Source organism: Pseudomonas sp. NFPP25 (assembly GCF_900116505.1).
Lineage (GTDB): Bacteria > Pseudomonadota > Gammaproteobacteria > Pseudomonadales > Pseudomonadaceae > Aquipseudomonas > Aquipseudomonas protegens.
Genome location: NZ_FPBG01000008.1, coordinates 124,823 through 146,687, shown reverse-complemented (window position 1 = coordinate 146,687; position 21,865 = coordinate 124,823). Strand labels below are relative to the sequence as shown.

At 58.2% G+C, this 21,865-nt stretch carries 19 protein-coding genes; 12 read left to right on the top strand and 7 right to left on the bottom strand.

Annotated elements, in window-relative coordinates; translation table 11 throughout:
• Positions 1–35 precede the first annotated feature (35 nt).
• The 5 genes from BM382_RS28160 to BM382_RS28140 all read left to right on the top strand — a co-directional run bounded on the left by BM382_RS28160 (position 36) and on the right by BM382_RS28140 (position 4,633).
• The gene (locus BM382_RS28160) at positions 36–881 is read left to right on the top strand and encodes an SDR family NAD(P)-dependent oxidoreductase (protein ID WP_072444754.1); all 846 of its coding nucleotides are present in this window, start codon (positions 36–38) and stop codon (positions 879–881) included.
• The gene (locus tag BM382_RS28155) at positions 874–1,497 is read left to right on the top strand and encodes a DUF1349 domain-containing protein (protein WP_072444752.1); all 624 of its coding nucleotides are present in this window, start codon (positions 874–876) and stop codon (positions 1,495–1,497) included. Before BM382_RS28160 ends, BM382_RS28155 begins: the two co-directional genes overlap by 8 nt.
• A 6-nt stretch (positions 1,498–1,503) precedes the next feature.
• Positions 1,504–2,289 carry an HAD-IIB family hydrolase gene (locus BM382_RS28150; protein ID WP_072444750.1) on the top strand — a complete coding sequence of 262 codons (786 nt, stop codon included), beginning with the start codon at positions 1,504–1,506 and terminating at the stop codon, positions 2,287–2,289.
• Positions 2,290–2,307: 18 nt separating this feature from the next.
• A complete protein-coding gene (locus tag BM382_RS28145) occupies positions 2,308–3,333 on the top strand; it encodes a methyltransferase (protein ID WP_072444748.1) in 1,026 nt (341 codons plus the stop codon).
• 109 nt (positions 3,334–3,442) lie between these two features.
• The gene (locus BM382_RS28140; protein WP_239690426.1) at positions 3,443–4,633 is read left to right on the top strand and encodes an MFS transporter; all 1,191 of its coding nucleotides are present in this window, start codon (positions 3,443–3,445) and stop codon (positions 4,631–4,633) included.
• 360 nt (positions 4,634–4,993) lie between these two features.
• Here the strand turns inward: BM382_RS28140 and BM382_RS28130 are convergent, their stop codons facing one another.
• Complete coding sequence (locus BM382_RS28130; protein WP_072444745.1) at positions 4,994–5,239, bottom strand: hypothetical protein; 246 nt, start codon at positions 5,237–5,239, stop codon at positions 4,994–4,996.
• Between the two features lie 650 nt (positions 5,240–5,889).
• Between BM382_RS28130 and BM382_RS28125 the strand changes: the two genes are divergently transcribed.
• From BM382_RS28125 to BM382_RS28115, 3 genes are all read left to right on the top strand, one after another.
• Positions 5,890–7,062: a Shedu anti-phage system protein SduA domain-containing protein gene (locus BM382_RS28125; protein ID WP_170867541.1), complete on the top strand. Its 1,173-nt coding sequence runs from the start codon at positions 5,890–5,892 to the stop codon at positions 7,060–7,062.
• A 207-nt stretch (positions 7,063–7,269) separates the two neighbouring features.
• Positions 7,270–8,148 (top strand): DUF2971 domain-containing protein, encoded by an 879-nt coding sequence (locus BM382_RS28120; RefSeq protein WP_139187223.1) that lies wholly within the window; start codon positions 7,270–7,272, stop codon positions 8,146–8,148.
• 299 nt (positions 8,149–8,447) lie between these two features.
• Complete coding sequence (locus BM382_RS28115; protein WP_083541092.1) at positions 8,448–9,770, top strand: hypothetical protein; 1,323 nt, start codon at positions 8,448–8,450, stop codon at positions 9,768–9,770.
• Between the two features lie 175 nt (positions 9,771–9,945).
• Here BM382_RS28115 and BM382_RS28110 read toward each other — a convergent pair whose 3' ends face one another.
• From BM382_RS28110 to BM382_RS28085, 6 genes are all read right to left on the bottom strand, one after another.
• Positions 9,946–10,746: an amino acid ABC transporter ATP-binding protein gene (locus tag BM382_RS28110; RefSeq protein WP_072444739.1), complete on the bottom strand. Its 801-nt coding sequence runs from the start codon at positions 10,744–10,746 to the stop codon at positions 9,946–9,948.
• A gap of 16 nt (positions 10,747–10,762) precedes the next feature.
• Positions 10,763–12,004, bottom strand: coding sequence for an NAD(P)/FAD-dependent oxidoreductase (locus BM382_RS28105; RefSeq protein WP_072444737.1), 1,242 nt, complete (start codon positions 12,002–12,004; stop codon positions 10,763–10,765).
• Positions 12,005–12,050: 46 nt separating this feature from the next.
• Positions 12,051–12,761: an ABC transporter permease gene (locus BM382_RS28100; RefSeq protein ID WP_072444735.1), complete on the bottom strand. Its 711-nt coding sequence runs from the start codon at positions 12,759–12,761 to the stop codon at positions 12,051–12,053.
• Positions 12,758–13,477, bottom strand: a complete 720-nt coding sequence (locus tag BM382_RS28095) for an ABC transporter permease (RefSeq protein WP_011060497.1) — start codon at positions 13,475–13,477, stop codon at positions 12,758–12,760. The genes BM382_RS28100 and BM382_RS28095 overlap by 4 nt, the downstream gene beginning before the upstream one ends.
• A gap of 86 nt (positions 13,478–13,563) precedes the next feature.
• The gene (locus BM382_RS28090) at positions 13,564–14,316 is read right to left on the bottom strand and encodes a transporter substrate-binding domain-containing protein (RefSeq protein ID WP_047285526.1); all 753 of its coding nucleotides are present in this window, start codon (positions 14,314–14,316) and stop codon (positions 13,564–13,566) included.
• 16 nt (positions 14,317–14,332) lie between these two features.
• Positions 14,333–15,208: a MurR/RpiR family transcriptional regulator gene (locus BM382_RS28085; RefSeq protein WP_047285528.1), complete on the bottom strand. Its 876-nt coding sequence runs from the start codon at positions 15,206–15,208 to the stop codon at positions 14,333–14,335.
• A gap of 131 nt (positions 15,209–15,339) precedes the next feature.
• Here BM382_RS28085 and BM382_RS28080 point away from each other — a divergent pair, with 131 nt between their 5' ends.
• The 4 genes from BM382_RS28080 to nahK all read left to right on the top strand — a co-directional run bounded on the left by BM382_RS28080 (position 15,340) and on the right by nahK (position 21,791).
• A complete protein-coding gene (locus BM382_RS28080; protein ID WP_072444733.1) occupies positions 15,340–16,377 on the top strand; it encodes an Ldh family oxidoreductase in 1,038 nt (345 codons plus the stop codon).
• 224 nt (positions 16,378–16,601) lie between these two features.
• Entirely contained in the window at positions 16,602–17,786 is a 1,185-nt protein-coding gene (locus BM382_RS28075) for a porin (RefSeq protein ID WP_072444724.1), read from the top strand.
• A 260-nt stretch (positions 17,787–18,046) separates the two neighbouring features.
• Positions 18,047–19,210, top strand: a complete 1,164-nt coding sequence (nosP, locus tag BM382_RS28070) for a nitric oxide-sensing protein NosP (protein WP_011060502.1) — start codon at positions 18,047–18,049, stop codon at positions 19,208–19,210.
• Positions 19,140–21,791 (top strand): hybrid sensor histidine kinase/response regulator NahK/ErcS', encoded by a 2,652-nt coding sequence (nahK, locus tag BM382_RS28065; RefSeq protein WP_072444722.1) that lies wholly within the window; start codon positions 19,140–19,142, stop codon positions 21,789–21,791. The genes nosP and nahK overlap by 71 nt, the downstream gene beginning before the upstream one ends.
• Positions 21,792–21,865: the final 74 nt, after the last annotated feature.

Sequence of the window (21,865 nt, the reverse complement as noted above, 5' to 3'; positions counted from 1 at the left end):
CGGCGGGCTTTCTATGGATTCAGGAGCAGTGGTTTATGACGCAGGGAAATAAAGCGCAAGGCAAGTTGTCCGGTAAAACCATGATCGTCGTGGGCGGTGCCAGAGGCATCGGCTCCGCGATTGTTGAAGTACTGGCCAAAGAAGGTGTTCATGTCTACATCTTTGATACCGACCGGACACCCAATGCAATCAACCACTATCAAACTCAGGATGTCAGTGGTTATCAGGCGGCTCGCACGCTGGCGGCGGATCTTGTGGAGCAAGGGCTTTCGGTAAAGGCCATTGCGGTCGACGCAACGTCTGAAGCCCAGGTCATAGAAGCCGTAGCGGGCGTTGTCCATGAGTCAGAGCACTTTTACGGCCTGGTCAACGCCATTGGCAGCAGCCACCTGATCAACACGGTTGAATCATCGCTGAGCGAGTTTGACGCGATCGTGCAAACCAACCTTACAGCACCTTACCTGACGTCGCGTGAAGCTGCCCGCGCACTGATCCAGAGAGGCAAGGGCGGCGCGATCCTGAACATCAGCTCCATTGCCGCAAAAGTCGCCTTTCCTGGAATATCTTCCTACTGCGCCGCGAAAGCCGGGTTGCAGGGCTTCTCTGGCGCCTTGGCGCTGGAGTTGGCCACTCACAATATCCGGGTCAACTGCGTTTGCCCCGGCATCGTCAAAACCAATATGTGGAAGTACCTGGAGAACCGCCTCATCGCGCCCAACGAGTCGCTGGATGACTTGTGGGCTCGCATGGAGGGCCTGATCCCGTTGGGTCGTACACAGATCCCGGAAAACATTGCCCGGTTCTGTCTGGCGGTGCTTGAGAACGAAGACATCACGGCTCAATCCCTGTCGGTCGATGGCGGAATGAACCTGTATGGATGACACCGTTGGCAATACGCCTCTTTTGCGCGAAGACCCGAACACCGTACTGAGGATCAGTGATCGTGTGTTCGGTGCCGAGCATTGCGCACAGCTGCGTTATGTAGCGCCGGTTCTGAAAATGCGAAGCGAACCCGGTAGCGATTCGTTCAATATTCCAGGGATTCATACGGTGGACAGCTTGGGCACTTTGCTCACATCCGTGACGGGAGAGTTTGCCCTTGGTGCTGACATCAAGTTATTCAGCCTGGCCAAGTTTGATGCTGCAGGGCTCTTTCTTCAAGTCGGGCTGCACAAGCTGAAGTTCGGTGTTGAAGAGTACGGCAGCAACAAGAAGATCGTATCGGTGCATTCATCGCCCTATAGCGATGAAGTCAATGGCATCGAGGTAAACGATGAGCCTGTGCGGCTGTTCATTTCGCGAAGTGGGGATGTGTTCTCGTGTTATCTGAGTGGCTCTGAGGGTGCCGTGGTTTTTCATCGGGCGTTCTATGTGAGCAACTGCCCGGATGAAGTGCGCGTCGGGTTTAGTGTGCAGTCGCCCTTTTCCGAGGGAGCGGTCGGGGAGTTTTCCCGGATTGAAATATCCTCACAGTCCATGGGACTCATCAGAGAGTGAGCAGGTATGACGAGCAAAGACACCTGGTTGATAGTTTCTGATTTTGACGAGACGTTCATGCCGGTCTTGTCATCTCGAGAGGCGGATGCCGGGATAGACAAACTGGAAAGCTGTTTGAATCAACTGAAACGCAAGCACCACCTGTTGTTTGGCTGGGCCACGGGAAACAGTCAAGCGGTGGTCCTGGACAAGATGAAGAGATACCCCGAGTTTCCCTGGGACTTTGCACTGACCAGTCTGGGAACCGAGTTGTACTGGAATCACCCGGACAGTGTTCTGGAGGATGAGGGTTGGCCGTTACAAGGCGCTGGAACCTTTCCAGAGCGGGTCATGAGGCTGAGCACCCTGTTCGAGCAAGAGGGTATTGAGTTGACGTTGCAGTCGGAGGCTTTCCAGCAAAAACGCATTCGGGGTTATTACTTGAATGCCGATGGCAATGAAGCGATCGCCATCGAGCAGATCCATAGACTCTGTTTGCAGGTTGGACTTGAGGCCTCGATTACCTACGCCAGTGCCGCCGCCGGCGACCCTGAGAATGTCTACGATGTAGCCATCATGCACCCGGGGTGCGGAAAGAAGCAGGGGGTCGATTTCATCGTCAAGAAACATGAGATTTCCCCCGCCAGGGTCATCTCCTTCGGGGACAGTTGCAATGACATCGAGATGTTGAAGGCCTGTTCACATGGTTACCTGGTGGGCAACGCTTCGCATGAGGCCAGGCAGGCGTTTGATCGTGTTGTTGAGGGTTTCTATTGTCATGGCATCGTTGATGGTCTTCAACGGCATTTTTGAAATGGGATATGCATCTACATGGACAGTACAGTGCACACGGAGCATCACAGTGATAAACAGATATTTGATATCTACTTCGGGTTTATCAATACCTACACCTTGTTTTTTGCGGATGAAGTAAAACTGTTTGATCTGCTTGAAGGCAAAGCGCTGAGACTGGGTGAAATCGGCTCGGCATTGGAACTGGCACCTCGGGCCGCACAGGCGCTTGTGGCTATGTGCACCAGTCAGGGGCTGCTTGAGAAGAGTGGGGAGTGCTATGGCCTGACGTCTTTGGCGCAAGCGTTTCTGACCCGAAAGTCGGAGACCTCGTTCAGTGGGGTCCTGCAATCCGCACGCCACAAAGAGGATGCGTTCTCTTACGCATTCTTCAAAGAGTCGATGCTCAGTGGAGAGTCCGGGTTGTTCGGTGAGACTGATCTGTTTGAGAACAATGCGCAGGACCAGTTACACAGCGAAATTTTCACCAAGGCGATGCACAGTAAAAGCAAAGGACCGGCTCGGGCCTGGTCGGGTCGGATTGATCTGTCCGGGTATAGCTGTCTTCTGGATGTAGGCGGTGGTTCGGGTGTTCACTCTATTTGTGCGTTGGAGAAATGGCCTGAACTGAATGCCGTGATCTTTGATCTTCCCTATGTCTGCGATATTGCCGATACCTACGTCGAGCAGTACCGGATGGCGGGGCGCATCACAACCCATAAAGGAGACATCTGGGCGTCTGAGTATCCAGCCGCCGATGTGCATCTTTACAGTGATATCTTTCATGATTGGCCGCTGGACAAGTGTCTGTTTCTGGCCAAAAAGAGTTTTGATGCACTGCCCAGCGGCGGCCGTATCATTCTTCATGAGATGTTTTTTAATAAAGACAAGACCGGCCCACATAATGTCGCGGCTTATAACGCGAACATGTTGCTTTGGACCCAGGGTCAGCAATTGTCAGAGACCGAGATAAGGGAGCTGCTGACGATCGCCGGTTTTCGCGATATTACAGTTTCCCGCACGCAATACGGTGACTGGAGCCTGGCAACCGGAATCAAGTATTAAGGTTGCTGACAACCAATGCCCTATGAGGGCGTTCTGATTGCACAGTGTGAACTCAAGGTCCGGCGCATTCGCCCCGGACTTCACTTGTGTCTTCTTGCGGGAGATTAAAGTGATCCCAGTACGTTACCGTATTCTTTGTATTTACTCCGGCATGCTGGCGTTGACCCAGTATGAGTGGATGCGCTTTGCGCCTATCACGGATCAGGTGTCCACCCAGTACGGTATTACTTATGGGGAAGTCGGTTCATTGTCTTTGGCTGTGACGGCACTTGCATTACCGCTGGCACTTCCCAGCGGTGGCCTGATTGACCGGATATCGGTACAAACAGCCTTGCGTATCACCGCCATTGCCATGTTGTTGGCGGCCTTGATCCGGGTGTTACAACCCCATTATGAATACCTGCTTGCCGGCCAACTGTTGTTCGGGTTCGTTCAACCGTTGACCATGTCGCTGCTCGTCAAGTTGATGATCACCTGGTTTTCTGAAGATGAACATGTGCGGGTCACGACGCTGTTCAGTACGGTGATTTTCCTGGGTATAGGCTCCGCGTTCATGATTGTCCCGTTGACGGAGGAGGGGAACGTCAGCAGTTCGTTGTTGATTGACGTCGCGATCCTGGGGCTGATTGCGCTATTGACCTTCATTTATGTCCCGCGAGATGGCCCTCTTGTGCAAACAACGTCCGCTCCGACCAAGTCCGGCGGCCGTTTACTGGCGGAGGGTGTCGATTTATTGCGCACGGCTCCGTTCACGGCGGTTTTGCTGATGATTTTTTTAACCAACGGCTATTTCTCCGCCATTACGACATGGCTGGAGCCGATCCTGTTGCGTCAGGGGGTCGATGCCCAGGTTTCAGGATTTATCGTTGTTCTGATGTTGGCCGGTGGTATCGCGGGTATGACGTTCATGCCTTTACTGGTGCGCAGCGGTGCAAGCGTGGGGGGCATTCTGTCCGGGGTTTCATTGTTGGCAGGGGGAGGCACGGTACTGCTTTTCACCTCGGGTTCCCCTTGGATATTGAGCCTAGCTGGGATCGTGATCGGTGCCGCGCTGTTATCTCCGCTGCCTCTTTTGCTGCAACTGATAGCCGACACTGCCGGACTCTCCAGGTCTGGGACGGCGACCTCAATTTTCTGGTTAGTCGGCAATATTGGCGCCACGATAATGATCGCGACGTTGGGGGTTATCGCCGACCACGGTGACTGGGGAATGGCAGCGGTATTGCTGTGTCTGGTTCTGGTCGTCCAGATAACGATTTCTCTCATGGGCTTTCGAATGGTCGGCGCTAGCACCACCTGACTTCATACGGTTCTGTGTACATATCCGTTGCTGCGGTCACGGCCGCTTAGGGTTTCGCTCTTACAGCGACTCACTTTGGAAAAACCGGAATGCCGGCCAACCCAAAGTAACCAAAGGCCTCCTGCCCCCGCATCCGGCGCCTCGCCTAGGCTCGGCGTTCCCTCACTCCGGCATTGCTCCGGGGGCCCGCCGCCACAGGCCATCCATGGCCTGATGGCGGCTAGCTCGGCATCCATGCCGAGCTGCCCCCTGCGCAACGCCTGCGTTCGGCCTTCTGAAGGGGGCAGGAAGATCAAGACCAAGATCAAAAGCCAAAGCAAAGCCAAGCGCGTTCTACGCGCTTGTTGAGTTCAATGGCCTTCAGGACTCTTGCGCTGTTCGCCACTGAATCACCTCCAGCACCGCGCAACCTTCCCGGGTGAGCAGATGCACCCCTCGGGTGACCCGCGTCAGATCGCAGTCGGAAATATCTTTCAGGTTAAGCGTGGACAGCGTGTCCATCAGATCCCGCACCACGGTGAAACGATGGGCCGCACTGCTGGCCAGATCGTTCAGGGAGGCTTGGGTGTCGACGGCGGTAAAGCGCGAGAGTGGCTGGTCAATCATCGGTACAGCTCCTGTGCAGGGAGCAATCACCTGTGTTGCCGACGACGAAGAAATGGCCGCTGTGCGCGCCTATGACGACCGGAGAATCACCGCGCACAGCCGTCATAACATCCTGTCGCGGGCACCGGAAAGGCGACTGCAAAGGTATTGTGGACGCTGATGCTGCGTTGTAATTCGACCGGCCAAGGTCGTCGCGGATGTTGCTGCGAGGTGGAACTATCGGGGTGGGGTTTGAGGGCGACAACCGTGCATTTGGTGAGATGTTTGAGCGGTTATGTCTTAACAATTAGCGACTGTTGAATCAGGTGAGTTGCCCCTGACCTTGTGGACAGACTTGAAAGGCAGCTTTCGGCCAATAGCTGCCATTCGTAGGCGGCCACAAACAGACTGTAGACATGCTGCTCATGACTTCGTAATCTGCACACAATCAAATTTCTATTGTCTATTATCTGTTTGGCATTTACGCAGTAGTATTCAGTCCAGACAAGTAGCTACGCACAAAAGGTTTTATGTAAATACCAGTATTTATAAAAAATATGTTCTGGCGATCATTTTCAATTGGTCATCACTTAGGTTCTATATAAATTTACGAAGAAGAAAAAGTAGACTCCCCAGTAAAAGAATTGATAATGGCCTTTATGCAGGGGGTGATGAGTAATTATCTGGCCCCACTATGGGAATATGTACAGAAGAACCCGGGTCTCATAAAAACAGCTCCTGGCTTCCTGCTAAATCCTGAAGAAATTGTTGTGTATATCGGTCAAACCCACATCGCTGTAGAGTACGTCGGATCAGAGGTTGCTGAGAAGCTAAATACCGACGGAATACTGAATCTGAGATATCATGATTATTCGGTAAAAGAATGTAATCTTTTCGAAAAAATCATAGGTTTCGAATATGATTCAACCTCAAGCCGTATACTTTCAATGCCCTTGCCGCCGTTCAGTGAAGACTTGGTACTGCCGACAAACAAGGGCTGGGACAAGCTCACAGAGTTGAAATGGAATTTTGCAGCTCAAAATAGCATTATGGGTTTTAATGTTCCAAGTCCAGCGCCTATGAAAGGGCAATTTACTAGAGTCGTAAATGGAATGTTTTTTGATTCTGACGACTCTGGATTAAGAACTAGGCATATAAAATGGCTGGACTTCTTTCCTATTCATTTTGATAGCAGTGATGAAGAATTTGACCGCATTGGTTTTAATCTGCATGAGATTAAAAAACTTGTAGAACATGACGCTCATTACTCTTATCCTATGCCTGATGACTACAAATATATTCAGCTGCCGAAGATTAATAGATTCATCGAGGTGTGGGGAAGCTCCAAAAGCACGGAGCCTGATATAACCTCCCACTTATCGAAGGAAGAAAATAAATTCATCCTAACCATGAAGTTTGGAGCAAAGGATGTGTTTTCCGAATTAACTTGTGAGTGGCAGAGCGAAAAAAAGAATAACATAAGGCCAGATTTTTTTGTTTTGCAGCCCAACGGCTATGCAGATATTGTCGAGTTCAAGCTTCCGAAGATTGACAAGGGCTTCATTGTTGGCGGTCAAAACAGAGAAACATTTTCTTCATGGTTAAATTCTTATATCTCTCAGACCAGGGTATATGCTACTTATTTTGATGACCCGAACAACAGAAGATGGTTTGAAGAGAAGTATGGGTTTAAAGTTCACAAACCTCGCAGATGGCTTGTCGTTGGCCGTAGAAGCGATTTTGAGTCTGATGTATGGCGGGAAATTATGTCAGATCATCGAGATTTGGAAATAATGACCTTTGACGATTTAATAGATGGAGTTGTGGTGCAATTCTATAAATGAAATCAATTGTTAAGCTAAAAAATCATCGTTAGCACATCGAACTGCCGTCTACCGGAAGCGGGCGGTCGTAAACACCGGCGCTTACAGCAGCCAACCATCCAAAGCTGAAATAGTCGGTTCGCTTCACTAGAGAAACGATTCAGCCTTATTGGCACCTGCCCAGTGTCACTTATGTCGTCTATTTATGGTTGTTTTTGAGGAGAGGAAGTGAAAGTTCCAGATGTTCTTTATAAATATACAACTGCCAGTACTACACAAATAGTACTAAGAACGGGGCGCTTGAGGTGGCAAAGTCCTTGCCAATTTAATGATGCTAGTGAACTCCAACGAATGCCAATATTATCTCCAAGCTTCGATGAGTCAAAATCTATTTATTCAAGCAGGCTTGTTGAAATTGTGTATTCAAGTATGGATGCCGATCTGTCTATTTATTCACAGTGGACACAAAAAATTATTGGGTTGCTGCGGCAACTAAAAAAACAAGGCGTACCCCAAGAAACAATATTAAAAAAACTCGAATCAATTATTCCGAAAACCACAGAAAGCTTAGAGAGACTTTTCAGAAAAAGCACAGAACTGAATAACAATGGCACCCTCCGCTGCTTCTGTTTAACTGAAAATGAACTCAGCACTTTAATGTGGGCACACTATGGGGACAGTTATAAAGGCTGCATGCTAGGATTTCAGCATATTGATGAGCTTTCAACCCCATTCGGTGCGGCCGAAAAAGTAAGGTACACCAATGAAGCTCCAATAATTGGCAGTGCTGTGGATTTCCTTCTGTATGGGCCTAGCTCAGAACAAAAAAAAGAAACAAGATTGGCTATCTATCATACAAAAGCAAAAGACTGGGAATACGAAAAAGAGTGGCGAGTGATTCATAAGGTAAATCCTGGCGGAGATACTCTCTATACGGATTTTAAATTCTATCCTGGTGAACTAAAATCTATTACGTTTGGTTTGAGATTGAGCCCAGAGATTAAAGCTGAAATTTTGAAACTAATCTCTTATCAGTATGCTCATTGTGAGCTCTATCAGCTAGAAATGATTGCTGGAGTAATACGTCGTATGGAGTATGCCTGTTAACAAGTAGCTTAAGACGTTCGGCTCCACTCACTGAGACTGTGGAAGCCAACCGTTAGTTTGACGATTAGTCAATCAACACATCGCCACGAAGGCCTAAATAAGGGATAGACGAACGGTTATGTTTATGACTAATAGTAAAGATGAGAGTAGTGAGTATTTGTTCGTCAGCTACCGGTCACCGAGGTCTGCTTTTTGTCGATAGCTGCCATTCCCCTTTTTCAGATATGCACTGCCACATTGGAGTGAGGGGCGAGACCACTTAACATCCGCTCACCTAGCATTTCACCAAGGTCAGTTATATGGATATTTTAAACAATAGAGAAATCGCAATCGCACTGTGGCTGATTCTCGCCGCAACGTATATTTTCTCTGCCAAAAGGATGAGAGAGGTCCGATCAGCCTTCAAAAGGCTAATATTTGTATTTCAATCACGCCCCCTGATGATAGTTTTCTCGTTGGCAGTCGTGTACACCGTCGGCATGGTCTATCTCTTGCTAGATTGGGAGCTATGGAATATTGATCAGTTGAAAAATACGGTATTTTGGTTTTTTTCCGTGGGGTTGCTGTCGATTTACAATTTGGACAAAATAAAAATAGACCCGCATTTTTTCAAAAACTCTGTAATCGGCAGTCTGAGGCTGCTCGCCATCTTGCAGTTCGTGATTGGGATCTACAGTTTGCCACTTCTGGCCGAATTGTTTTTAGTCCCATTTATGGTGGCGGTGGGTACGATGATCGCTATCGCAGAGTCAGATATTAAGTACCTGCAAGTCAAAAAGCTCCTCAACGGCATTGTCATTTCCTTCGGACTTTTTACACTGGTCTACACGGCTTACATGCTCGCTACTGATTTCAAAGAGCTTGGTCAGGAAAAAACTTTTTATGACTTTGTTGTTCCCGCTCTGCTGACAGTGATGTATTTGCCTTTCGTGTTTGCGATTATGACATATTCAACCTATGAGACGGTTTTCGTGCGACTTCAATTCACTGTGCAAGACAAAAAACTACGTAATCTTGCAAAGTTGTATACGGTATTGTTATTTAATTTCAGGCTTGACGATATCCGGCGATGGGCAGATCACATCGCCAGAGTTGATGTGATTTCGCACAAACAGCTATTAAGTACCTTTGTCCATTTGCGCAAGCTAAAAAAGCTGGAAAAGATGAAGCCGGAAGTTGTCGGTTCACAAGGATGGTCACCATACCTTGCAAAGGACTTCCTTTTGAGTAAGGGGGTTTCGACAGGACATTATAATCTCATTTTTTCCGATCAATGGTGTGCGTCTTCGAAAATGCACGACATTGGAGATGACCTACTTTGCGATAATTTCGCATACTACGTAGAGGGTGTCGAAGGTGTCGCAAAGGTATTAAAAATCAAGCTGAACGTGAACGACAATAGCCGCGCGCGCCAAGCAAATGAGAGGCTTCTCGTATTATCGAGAGTTTTAGTCCGAGAAAGCCTCGGGATTGATATTTCTGACTCCGTCAAGGATGCGCTGCGCTTTGGTGCACAACACTGCGAGTCCCATGGTGATAAACAAATAATCGTTAAGAAGACAAGCTGGGGAGGACATAAGCTCGGTGGATATGACCTTAAAATCGAGGTCGTCGCCACCTGATACATTGACCAAGCAATGGACTGGTTGACTTAGTTGTTGCAGAACCCTCGCTGAAGTCTTACGCACGGCTACCGTGATGACCGCTTTTGGCCGATAGCAGTCTTTCACTAAGTGCAGCAATAAATACCTCTACTTAAGCTAAACAGGCGCCGCACAATACGCGGCGCCCATCCACTCAATGCACAATCTGCGCAAGAAACGCCTTAGCCCTCTCACTCTTCGGCGCCCCAAAAAACGCCTCCGGCGGCGCATCCTCCACAATCCGCCCCCCATCCAAAAACAACACCCGCTCCGCCACCTGCCGTGCAAACCCCATCTCATGAGTCACGCACAACATCGTCATCCCACTCCCAGCCAGCTTCACCATCACATCCAACACCTCACTCACCATCTCCGGGTCCAGCGCCGAAGTCGGTTCATCAAACAACATGATCTTCGGCTCCATGCACAACGCCCGGGCAATCGCCACGCGCTGTTGCTGCCCGCCTGAAAGCTGGCTCGGGTACTTATCCGCCTGATTCTCAATCCCCACCTTGGCCAGAAAAACCCGCGCCAGTTCTTCAGCCTTTTTCCGCGATAACCCGCGCACGGTCATCGGTGCCAGGGTGCAGTTATCCAGCACGCTCATGTGCGGGAACAGGTTGAAGTGCTGGAACACCATGCCCACTTGGCTGCGTACCTGGGCGGCTTCGCGGGTGTTTTGCGAGAGGTCGGTGCGGTCCACCAGGATGCGGCCTTTTTCGGCAATCTCCAGGCGGTTGATGCAGCGGATCAGTGTGGATTTGCCGGAGCCGGAAGGCCCGCAGAGGACGATGCGTTCGCCCTGGCGCACCTTGAGGTCGATGTCGTGCAGGACGTGGAAGGCGCCGTAGAACTTGTTCAGCCCGGCAATATCGATCACCACTTCACGCGGGTCGACGGCAGGGTGAACGGGCGCTTGGAGGGCGGCGGGAAGCGGGGCGGTCTGGGTCTGCATGGCGGTTCTCCGTCGGTCAGTTGAAGCGCTCGGCGCGGTAGGGGGTGGGGTCGGTAAACGGGGTTTCGCCGGTGACCATCTGCGCCAGCAGGTGGCCGCTCACCGGGCCCAGGGTCAGGCCGTGGTGGGCGTGGCCGAAGTTGAACCACAGGCCGGGGTGGCGCGGGGCCGGGCCGATCACTGGGCACATGTCCGGCAGGCACGGGCGGCGGCCCAGCCAGGGTTCGGCGTCGAGGCGTTCGCCCAGGGGGTAGAAGCGGCGGGCCAGGGCTTCGCAGCGGCGCAGTTGGATTTCGTTGATCGGGTCGTCGCGGTCGGCGAATTCGATGCCGGTGGTCAGGCGGATGCCGCCCACCATCGGCGCCAGGACGTAGCCGCCCACCGGGTCGAGGATCGGGTGCTGCAAGCGGGTGCCGGGCAGGGCGGCGTAGTGCATGTGGTAGCCGCGCTTGATCGCCAGGGGGATGCGGTAGCCCAGGGGCTCGAAGATGCCGCTGGCTTGCGGGCCGAGGGCAACCACCATTTCCTGGGCGGTGATCGGGCCGAGTTCGCTCTGCACCTGCCAGCCGCCTTCGATCTGGGTCAGGCTCAGGGCATCACCGATGACGAATTGGCCGCCGCGCTGCTTGAACAGTTCGGCGTAGCCGCGGGTCAGGCCGCCGGGGTCGCTGACGGTCTTGGGGTCGAGCCAGTGCAGGCCGCCGACTACGTCTTGGTGCAGGCCGGGTTCCAGGGCCAGCAGTGCAGTGCGGTCCAGTACCCGGTAGTTGAGCTGGTAGTCGCGCAGGTCGGCGGCGGCGCGTTGGGCGAAGTCGAAGGCCTCCTGGTCGTTGAAGGCTTCGAGCCAGCCGCCGTCGGCGATCAGCTGCAGCATGTTGGCCGGGCGGGCCAGGGCCAGGTGTTCGCTCACGCAGCGTTCGATCAGCGGCAGCATGGCGCGGGTGGCGGCGGCCAGGCCCTTGGGCGAGGAGTGGCGCCAGTATTGCAGCAGCCAGGGGCCGGCCTTGGGCAGGTGGCGCAGGCTGTAGCGCACGTCCGATTGCTGGTTGAGGCCGTAGCGCACCAGCTTGGTCACTTCCCGGGGGAAGGCGTAGGGAATCACGCTGGCGCGTTCGATCAGCCCGGCGTTGCCGTGGCTGGTGCCGTTGCCCGGAGGCTGGCGGTCCAGCAGCACTACTTGGCGGCTGCGGGCCTGCAGGTGCAGGGCGCTGCTGACGCCGACGATTCCGGCGCCCAGGACGAGGGTTTGGCAATGCATGTTTCAGTCCTTATGACAGGGGCCGCGCGGCGGCCCGCTCAAGGGTTCAGTTCAGGTGCCGGCCCAGGCGGCCTTCCAGGTACTTGAGGCTGCGCCGCACTATTTCGACGATCAGCAGGTACAGCACCGCGGCCCACAGGTAGATCTGGAAATCGAAGCTGCGGGAGAAGGCCAGTTTGGTCACCCCCATCAGGTCGTAGATGGTCACCAGGGAGGCGATGGCGCTGGCCTTGATCATCAAAATCAGCTCGTTGCCCAGCGGCCCGATGGCGATCAGCAGCGACTGCGGCAGTATCACTTTGCGAAACGCGGTCCAGCGCGACAGGCTCAGGGCCTTGCAGGCTTCGCGCTGGCCCTGGGCCACGGCCAGCAGGCTGCCGCGCAGGATCTCCGCCTGGTAGGCGGCGGTGTTCAGGGTGAAGGCCAGCAGGGTGCAGAACCACGCATCGCGGAAGAACCACCACAGGCCCACGTCCTGCCAGAAGCCTTTGAACGAGCCCAGGCCGTAATACAGCATGAACAGCTGGGCCAGCAGCGGCGAGCCACGGAAGAAGTACACATAAGCCCCGGTGAAGCGCCGCAGGAAACGATTGCTGGACAGCCGCCCGAGGGCGATCAGCAGGCCGAGCACCGCGCCCAGGCTGAAGGAGATCGCCACCAGCTTGGCGGTCACCAGCAGGCCGTCAATAAAGCGCGGGCCGTAGCGTTCCAGCAGTTCCTGGTTGAGGAACAGGTTCAGCAGGTCATCCAGGTTCATGGCTGCAGGCTCCGTTGCGCACGGTTGAAGCGCCGTTCAAGAAAGCTGAACAAGTGCCCGGACAGCGCCGAGAAGAACAGGTAGCCAAAGCACGCCACGCTGTAGAACAGCATGGGTTCCTTGGTCACGCTGACCGCGAGGTTGGTCTGGCGCATCAGGTCCACCAGGGAAATGGTCGACACCAGCGAGGTGTCCTTGAGCAGCGACAGCCAGTTGTTGGAAAGCCCCGGCAGGGCAATGCGGGTCAGTTGCGGCAGCAGCACCCGGTTGAAGGTGGTGCGCCGCGACAGGCTCAGGGCGCGGGCGGCTTCGTACTGGCCCTTGGGCAGGGTCTTGAACGCGGCCAGCCAGATCTCGCTGGAGAAGGCGGCGAACACCAGGCTGAAGGCGATCATCGCGGCGACGAAGGTGTTGATCGCCACTTCACCGGGGTAGCCCAGGGCGCCGAGGATTTTCTGCGCGGCAATCTGGCAGCCGTAGTAGATGATCAGCAGGGTCAAGAGCTCCGGCAGGCCGCGAAACACCGTGGAAAAGGTCGTGGCCCAGGCCCGCGCCCAGCGGTTTTTCGAGCGCGCGGCCAGGGCCACGGCGAGGCCCAGGGGCAGGCCGATGGGCACGCAGGCCAGCGCCAGGGCGATGGTCACCAGGGCCCCGGCGAGCAGGGCTGAGCCCCAGCCGCCGCTGGCAAAGGACAGGAGTGACAGCTGTTCGAACATGCGCGAACCCTCAGGAAAATTGAACCGTGCAGGGCGCCGCCGCGCTCAAGGGAACGCGGGGCAAGGGCAGCGGCTAAGGCGGGCGGTCAGTAGATGTCGAAGGCGAAGTAGCGGCTGGAGATCTGCTTGTAGGTGCCGTTGGCGACGATTTCGTCCAGGGCCTTGTTCAGGCGCTCGCGCAGGGCATTGTCTTCCTTGCGCACGGCGATCGAGGCGTCGGCGGTGGTGCCGTTGACGTCGCCGATGATCTTGCAGCAATCCTTGCCGGCGCTTTCAGCCCAGGCCAGCAGCGGGAACTTGTCGGCGATCACCCCGTCCACGCGCCCGGCCGCCAGGTCGCTGTTGGCTTCGTCCAGGGTCGGGTAGAACTTCACGTCGGCGCCGGCCGGGCCGTAGTGGTCCTCGGCGTAGATGGCTTGGGTCGAGGAGGCCTGGGCGCCCACGGTGCGGCCCTTGAAGTTGGTCTGGGCGTCGGTGATGTCCGAGTCCTTGGCCACCGCCACCGACAGCGGGGTGCGGTAGTAGTGGTTGCTGAAGGCGATCTTCTTCTTGCGTTCGTCGGTGGCGATCATCGAGGCCACCACGGCGTCGTATTTCTTCGCCAGCAGCGCCGGGATGATGCCTTCCCAGTCCTGGGCGACGATCTGGCACTCGACCTGCATCTGCTTGCACAGGGCGTTGGCAATGTCCACGTCAAAGCCGTGCAGCTGGTTGTTGGAGTCCACGTAGTTGAAGGGCGGGTAGGCGCCTTCGGTGGCGATCTTCAGGGTTTCGGCCTGGGCCGTGGAGGCGGCGATGACCAGGGCGCAAGCGCCGGCGAAGCGGAGGACGTTGTTCATGGAGCACCTCGGTTATTTATTGTTTTGGTCGGGCGGACGATGTGTAGCCAACAAACTCGTTATGCAGGGCAGCGGTGGCTTCCAGGCGTTTTTCCACCTCGGGTCCCAGGTGCTTGCACACCTCGTTCACCAACAGGTGCACCAGCGACAGCATGGCCGCGGTGGACTCCCAGAACAGGTTGAATTCGGTGGGCACGCGGAACACCTCGTCGGCGTTCTGCTCGGCCCAGTCGCAGAAAGTGTCGGTGACCAGGGTCACCGGAATCCCGGCCTCGCGGGCCTTGTGGCACAGGGTCAGGGCGTGGCGCGAGTAGCGCCGGGCCTCGAACACCACCAGGGCGCAGTCCTCGGCGGGGCTCAGCAGTACGTCGGCGAAATGCCCGGCGGCGCCGTCCACCAGGTGCACGCCGTCACGCAGGTATTGCAGCAGGTGGACCATGGAGGCGGCGATGCCGCGCTCGGTCTGGAACCCCGCCACGTACACCCGGCGCCGGCTGGCCAGGCGCTGGACCACGGTCTGCCAGGCCGGGGTCAGGCTGTATTCGTAGACCTTGACCAGCGCCGCCACTTCCAGCTCGAAGCTGCGCGGCAGGCCCTGGGCCGCCGGGTTGGGCTGCTGGCGAAACTCCTGCAGGCGGTCGCCCACCAGCCACGGGCCTTCGCCGAGGTCGTTCTTCAGGTCGTTTTTCAGATCCTTGAAATGGCTGTAGCCGATGGCGCGGCAGAAACGCCCGACGCTGGACTCGCTGACGCCGAGTTTTTCGGCGATGTCGGCGGCGGTCTGGAAGGGCAGTTCATAGAGGTTGGCCAGCATGTAGCTGGCAATCGCCCGGCCCGACGCGGTGGCGCTGGACAGGCTGCTTTCAAGGCGTTGCTTGATGGGTTGGCTCATGGTTGTTTTCATTCTTGTGGGCCGTTGACAATGGAAAATGAATGTTTTCTGTCATGAAGTCAACATTTGACAGTTAACTGGCGTGACGCGATAGTCAGGCACCTTCCAATAACAATTCCAATGGAGCCACCATGTCCCACGCGACCCTGGCGCAGGCTGATGTCGAGTACCTCGACCTGCCGGCCTTGACCGACTTGCTGCAACGCATTTTTCTTCGCCACGGCACCTCTGCCGAGGTGGCCCGGGTGCTGGCCGACAACTGCGCCCGCGCCGAGCGCGACGGTTCCCACAGCCACGGGGTGTTCCGCATTTCCGGTTACCTGTCGTCCCTGGCCAGTGGCTGGGTGAATGGGCAGGCGCTGCCGCAAGTGGAGGATGTGGCCCCCGGCGTGGTGGCGGTGGACGCCGGCGGCGGATTTGCCCAGCCGGCCCTGGCGGCGGCCCGCGAGCTGCTGTTGAGCAAGACTCGCAGCGCCGGGATCGCGGTGTTGGCGATTCGCAATTCCCACCATTTCGCCGCCCTGTGGCCGGATGTCGAGCCCTTCGCCGAAGAAGGCCTGGTGGCCCTGAGCCTGGTCAACAGCATGACTTGCGTGGTGCCCCACGGCGCCCAGCGGCCGCTGTTCGGCACCAACCCGATTGCCTTTGCCGCACCCCGCGAGGGCGCCGAGCCCATCGTCTTCGACCTGGCCACCAGCGCCATCGCCCACGGCGATGTGCAGATCGCCAAGCGCCAGGGCCAGCAGTTGCCACCGGGCATGGGGGTGGACCGCGACGGCCAGCCCACTTGCGATCCGGCAGCGATTCTCGACGGCGGCGCCTTACTGCCCTTTGGCGGGCACAAGGGCTCGGCGCTGTCGATGATGGTGGAGCTGCTGGCGGCGGCGCTGACCGGCGGCAATTTCTCCTTCGAATTCGACTGGTCCCAGCACCCGGGGGCGCAAACGCCCTGGACCGGGCAACTGCTGATCGTCATCGACCCCAGCCACCTGGGCGGCGGGCGTTTTGCCCAGCGCAGCGGCGAGCTGGTGCGGCAGATGCAGGCCGTGGGCCTGGAGCGCATGCCCGGCGACCGACGCTACCGCACCCGAGCCAAGTCCCTGCAAGAGGGCATTCCCCTGGCCGCCGCCGAACTGGCGCGGCTGCGGGCCCTGGCGGGCGACGACTGAACGGGCGACGACTAAGGACTTCATCCCTTCGCACCCGGGTCCATGAGCCCTTGGTGTTACTCCAGGTAGTGGGCCCGGTAGCGGGCCGGTCGTGGATCGGATTTGCCGCTCCCTGCCAGCCCCTCCAAAGCACCGTGAACTTGCCCCCAAGGCAGCCTATGGGCGGCCTTGGCGCGTTTCGATAATCGCCTCCGACATTTCGTCCCCCGTTTGCGGAGCGCGCCATGCATAACAATAAGAACTGCCAGTACCCTCTGATTCCGGCCCTGCTTGTCGGCCTGTCGACCCTTGGCCTGGGCACTGTCGCCGAAGCCGAGATCATGCTGTACGACAAGGACCAGACGACCTTTTCCACCGACGGCTACATCAACGCCTTCTACGTCAACAGCAAGGTCGACCGCGCCGGCGACCAGTACGACCGCCGTCAGGCGCGGGTGAAGATGGGCTTTCTGCCCAACTACCTGGGCTTCAACATGGGCAAGCAGGTGGACGACCTCAAGCTCGGCGCCCGGGCCTCGTTCTGGGTGACCATCAACGACAGCGAGACCAACGGCACCGACACCGCCATCGACGTGCGCCAGTTCTACGGCACCGTGGCCAACCCGGAGTGGGGCGAGGTGCTGATCGGCAAGGACTTCGGCCTGTTCGCCCGTTCCAACATCCTGCTCGATGAAATGCTTGCCGGTTACGGCCAGGTCAGCGACAGCCTGGGGCTGGTGGACGGCGGCGGGGTGTCGTTCGGCAACATCGGCAGCGGTTACCCCTATCCCTTTCCGTCGTCGCAGATCACTTACCGCAGCCCGGTGATGGACGGCCTGCGGGTGGCGGTGGGCATCCTCGACCCGGTGGACACCAACGACAGCAGCGCCCTGGGCAAGGCCTACCAGAAGAACCCGCGCACCGAGAGCGAGGTCACCTACCAGTTCGACCTGGGCGGGGCCAAGTTCTACAGCTGGCTCAACGGCAGCTACCAGACCTCCGACAACACCGACCCCAACGTGCAATCGGTGACCTCCAAGGGCCTGGGCTATGGCCTGCAGGCGAAGATGGGCGGGTTGTCCCTGACCGGCTCCGGGTTCCAGGCCAAGGGCATCAACCCGTTCTTCACCAACAATGCCGGCGAGGCCACCCTGCGCAATGTCGACAGCAAGGGCTACCTGCTGCAGGGCTCGTACAAGGTGGGCAAGAACCGCCTGGCGCTGTCCTACGGCAAGACCCGTGACGATGGCAACGGCGTGGTCGGCAGCGGCGCCGATTACCAGACCCGGGGCGTGGCGCTGTTCCACGACATCAACGACAACCTCAAGCTGGTGGCCGAGTACAACCAGTTCGAGATCGACGGCCACCACACCAATGCGCAGAACGAAAACACCGACACCTTCGCCGTGGGCGCGGTGCTGACCTGGTAACCCCAGCGCCGGCCCTGGCGCGCGCATCGCGCCCGGGCCGGCGCCCCGCATTCCCCCTATCCCCCGTATTTGCACGTTCCCCGTAGGAGCCGGCTTGCCGGCGAATAGGCCCTCAAGCCCTGCACCAGCCCGGCCTACACCTTCGCTGGCAAGCCAGCGCCTACACCCATGGAACCGGCTACCCGCTACCCAAGTAGCATTCGTGCCCCGGGGCCGGCTTCGTACACTCATTGCTCAGACAACCCGCGCCGGAGGCGACGATGCAGCAAGCCCAGAGCGAGGGCGTGGTCAGTGCCATGTCCCAGGCCGTCGATCCGCAGCAGGTGGCCCAGGACCTGGCCAGCCAGTTGCTGCATCCGCACCTGGGCTTCGTGCTGTTCTTCTGTTCCGCCGAATACCCTCTGCAAACCCTCGGCCCGGCCCTGCAGCAGAGCTTCGGCGGCATCCCCCTGGTGGGCTGCACCAGCGCCGGGGAAATCACCCCCCTGGGCTACGGGCGCAATTGCGTGACCGCCATCGGCTTCGACCATCGGCACTTTTCCATCGCCGCCGAACTCATCGACCAGATGGAACACTTCAGCCTGATCGACGCCCAGCAGATGGTCGAACGCCTGGTGGGCCGCTGCCGCAGCAACACCCTGGCGCCGATCAAGGGCAACAGCTTCGCCCTGACCCTGCTGGACGGCCTGTCGAGCCGCGAAGAGATGGTGCTGGCCGCCCTTAGCGCGGCTTTGGGGGACATTCCGCATTTCGGCGGTTCGGCCGGCGATGACAACTACCTGACCCACACCCACGTGTATTACGGCGGCGAGTTCCACAGCGGCGCGGCGGTGGTGGTGCTGGTCAACACCTGGCTGGATTTCGAGGTGTTCACCACCCACCACATCCAGCCCCGGGAAGAAAAACTGGTGGTCACCGGTGCCGACAGTACCTTGCGCCGGGTCTATGAACTGAACGCCGAGCCCGCCGCCGAGGAGTACGCGCGGCTGATCGGCGTGCCCCTGGCGCAGCTCGACCACCGGGTGTTCGCCGCCCACCCCCTGGCGGTGCGCATCAACCAGCACTATTACGTGCGCGCGGTGCAGCAGGTGCACCCGGACCTGAGCCTGAGTTTCTACTGCGCGGTGGAGAACGGCATCGTCCTCACCGCCATGACCCCCGGCCCCTTGCTGCCCAACCTGCAACAGCTGTTCGACGGCTTGCAGCAGCGCCTCGGCGGGTTGTTGCTGACCATTGGCTGCGACTGCTTTTTGCGCCGCCTGGAGCTGGAGGGGCAGGGCAGCCTGGAGCAGATCGGGGCCTTTTTGCGGGAACAGCGGGTGATGGGTTTCAACACCTACGGAGAACAGTTCAATGGCATGCACATCAACCAGACCTTCACCGGGGTCGCCATTGCCCGCAGTCGAACTCCGGCCCGCCGCTGAGCTGCAAGCGCAGCTCGATGACCTGCAGCGCGAGAACCGCAAGCTGCGGCGCATCAACGAAGCGCTGATCGAACGGGTCGAATCGGGCATCACCCGGGGCAATGACCCCTATGCGGCGTTCCAGCATTCGGTGGTGCTGGCCGAGCAGGTGCGCGAACGCACCGACGCCCTGAACCAGGCCATGGCCGAGCTCAAGGCCGGCAACCATTTGCTCAGCGAAGCGCGGCTGCGGGCCGAGACGGCGCACCAGCACCTGATCGATGCCATCGAGAGCATTTCCGACGCCTTCGTGCTGTTCGACCAGCAGCAGCGCATCGTCCTGTTCAACAGCCGCTTCCGTGCCTTCTGGAGCCACAGCCGGGTGCGGATCATGGCCGGCATGCGCCTCTCGGAAGTGCGCAGGTTGCTGACCAGCACCGGGTTGTTCAGCGAAGAACCGCGCAGTGGCGGTGACGAGCAGTTGCTGTATCGCCTGCATAACGGCCGTTGGCTGCAGGTCAGCGAGCGGCCGACCCGGGAAGGCGGGCGGGTGATCCTGTTCACCGATATCACCGAGGTCAAGCACAGCGAAACCCTGCGCCGGGAACAGGCGGTGGCGCAAAAGTCCCACCTGCTGCAACGGGCGGTGGACAACCTGTCCCAGGGCGTGGCCATGGTCAGCGCCGAGGGCGTGCTGGAGTTGTGGAACCGGCGCTTCCTGGAACTCAGCGGGCTGGCCCCGGTGGCCGCGCATCGCTTGTTTGCCGAGGTCATCGGCGACAGCGAACTGCGCCTGCTGAGCCCCGACAGCCGCGACGCCAACGGCCGGCCGATCCACGAATGCGAGCAACGCCTGAGCGATGGCCGGGTGCTGGAGATCCGCACCCATCCGCTGCCCACTGGGGGGTTCGTCAACACCTTCACCGACATCACCGAGCGCTACCAGCACGCCGAGGCCCTGAGCGAAAGCGAGCGCTGGATCCGCCTGATCACCGACCATGTGCCGGCGCTGATCGCCTACCTCAATGCCGATCTGGTGTATGAGTTCACCAACAAGGTCTACGAGGAATGGTACTGCTGGCCCCGCGGCGTGATGCTCGGCCAGAGCCTGCGCGAGGTGCACAGCGAGCAGCACTACCAGCGCCTGGAAAGCTATGTGGAACGGGCCCTGGCCGGGGAGAGCGTGACCTTCGAATTCGCCGAGACCAACATCAACAATCAGGAGCGCTACATGCTGCGCTCCTACGTGCCCAACCGCCTGGCCAATGGCGAGGTGGTGGGGATCTTCGTGCTGATCCGCGACATCACCGAGCGCCGGCGCACCGCCGAGGCCCTGCATCAGGCCTACCAGAACCTGGAGCTGCGGGTGCGCGAACGCACCGCCGAGCTGACTACCCTCAACCAGCAGCTGCTGCGCGAGATCGAAGAGCGCAGCCGGGTTGAATCGCGGCTGCGCGAGGCCAAGGCCGAGGCCGAACGGGCCAACCTGTCGAAGACCAAGTTCCTCGCCGCGGTCAGCCATGACCTGCTGCAACCCCTGAACGCCGCGCGGCTGTTCACCAGCGCCTTGCTGGAGCGTCGCGATCCCCAGGCCAGCAGCGCCCTGGTGCGCAATGTCAGCAACTCCCTGGAAGACGTGGAAAACCTGCTGGGCACCCTGGTGGACATTTCCAAGCTCGATGCCGGGGTGATCAAGGCCGATATCGCGCCCTTTGCCTTGAGCGAACTGCTGGAAAACCTCGCCGCCGAGTACGCCCAGGTGGCCCGCAGCGAAGGCCTGGAACTGCACTTCGTGGCCTGCTCGGCGCTGGTGCGCAGCGACATTCAGCTGCTGGCGCGGATTCTGCGCAACCTGTTGAGCAACGCCATCCGCTACACCCGCCAGGGCCGGGTGGTGCTGGGCTGTCGGCGCCAGGGGCGCTGGCTGTCGATCCAAGTCTGGGACAGCGGCATGGGTATCGCCGCCGAACGCCTGGAGGAAATCTTCCAGGAGTTCAAGCGTGGCGAAGAACAGCGCCCGGACCAGGATCGCGGCCTGGGCCTGGGGCTGGCCATCGTCGAGAAGATTGCCGGGATTCTCGGGCACCGCATTGGCGTGCGCTCCTGGCCGGGGCGCGGCTCGGTGTTCAGCGTGCAGGTGCCGATCAGCGCCAGCGCGCCCTTGCCAGCGCCGCGCCCGGAGCTGGGCGACGCCCTGCTGGAGCGTTTGCAGGGGGCGCGGATCTGGGTGCTGGATAACGACGCGGCGATCTGCGCCGGCATGCGCACCTTGCTTGAAGGCTGGGGCTGCCAGGTGATCACCGCCTTGTCCGAAGAAGACCTGGCGCGCCAGGTGGACGACTACCGCGCCGAGGCCGACCTGCTGATTGCCGACTACCACCTGGACCAGCAACAGAACGGCATCGATGCGGTAGCGCGAATCAACGCCCGTCGCGCCCTGGCGATCCCGGCGATGATGATCACCGCCAACTACAGCAACGAGCTCAAACAGCAACTGCGCGAACTGGGCCACACCCTGATGCACAAACCGGTGCGCCCGATGAAACTCAAGACCGCCATCAGCCACCTGCTGAGCCCGGCCACCCCTACGCCCCATCACTGACTGCCAATCGTAGGAGCTGGCTTGCCAGCGAAGAGACCCGCAAGACCGCCTTCGCCGGCAAGCTGGCTCCTACG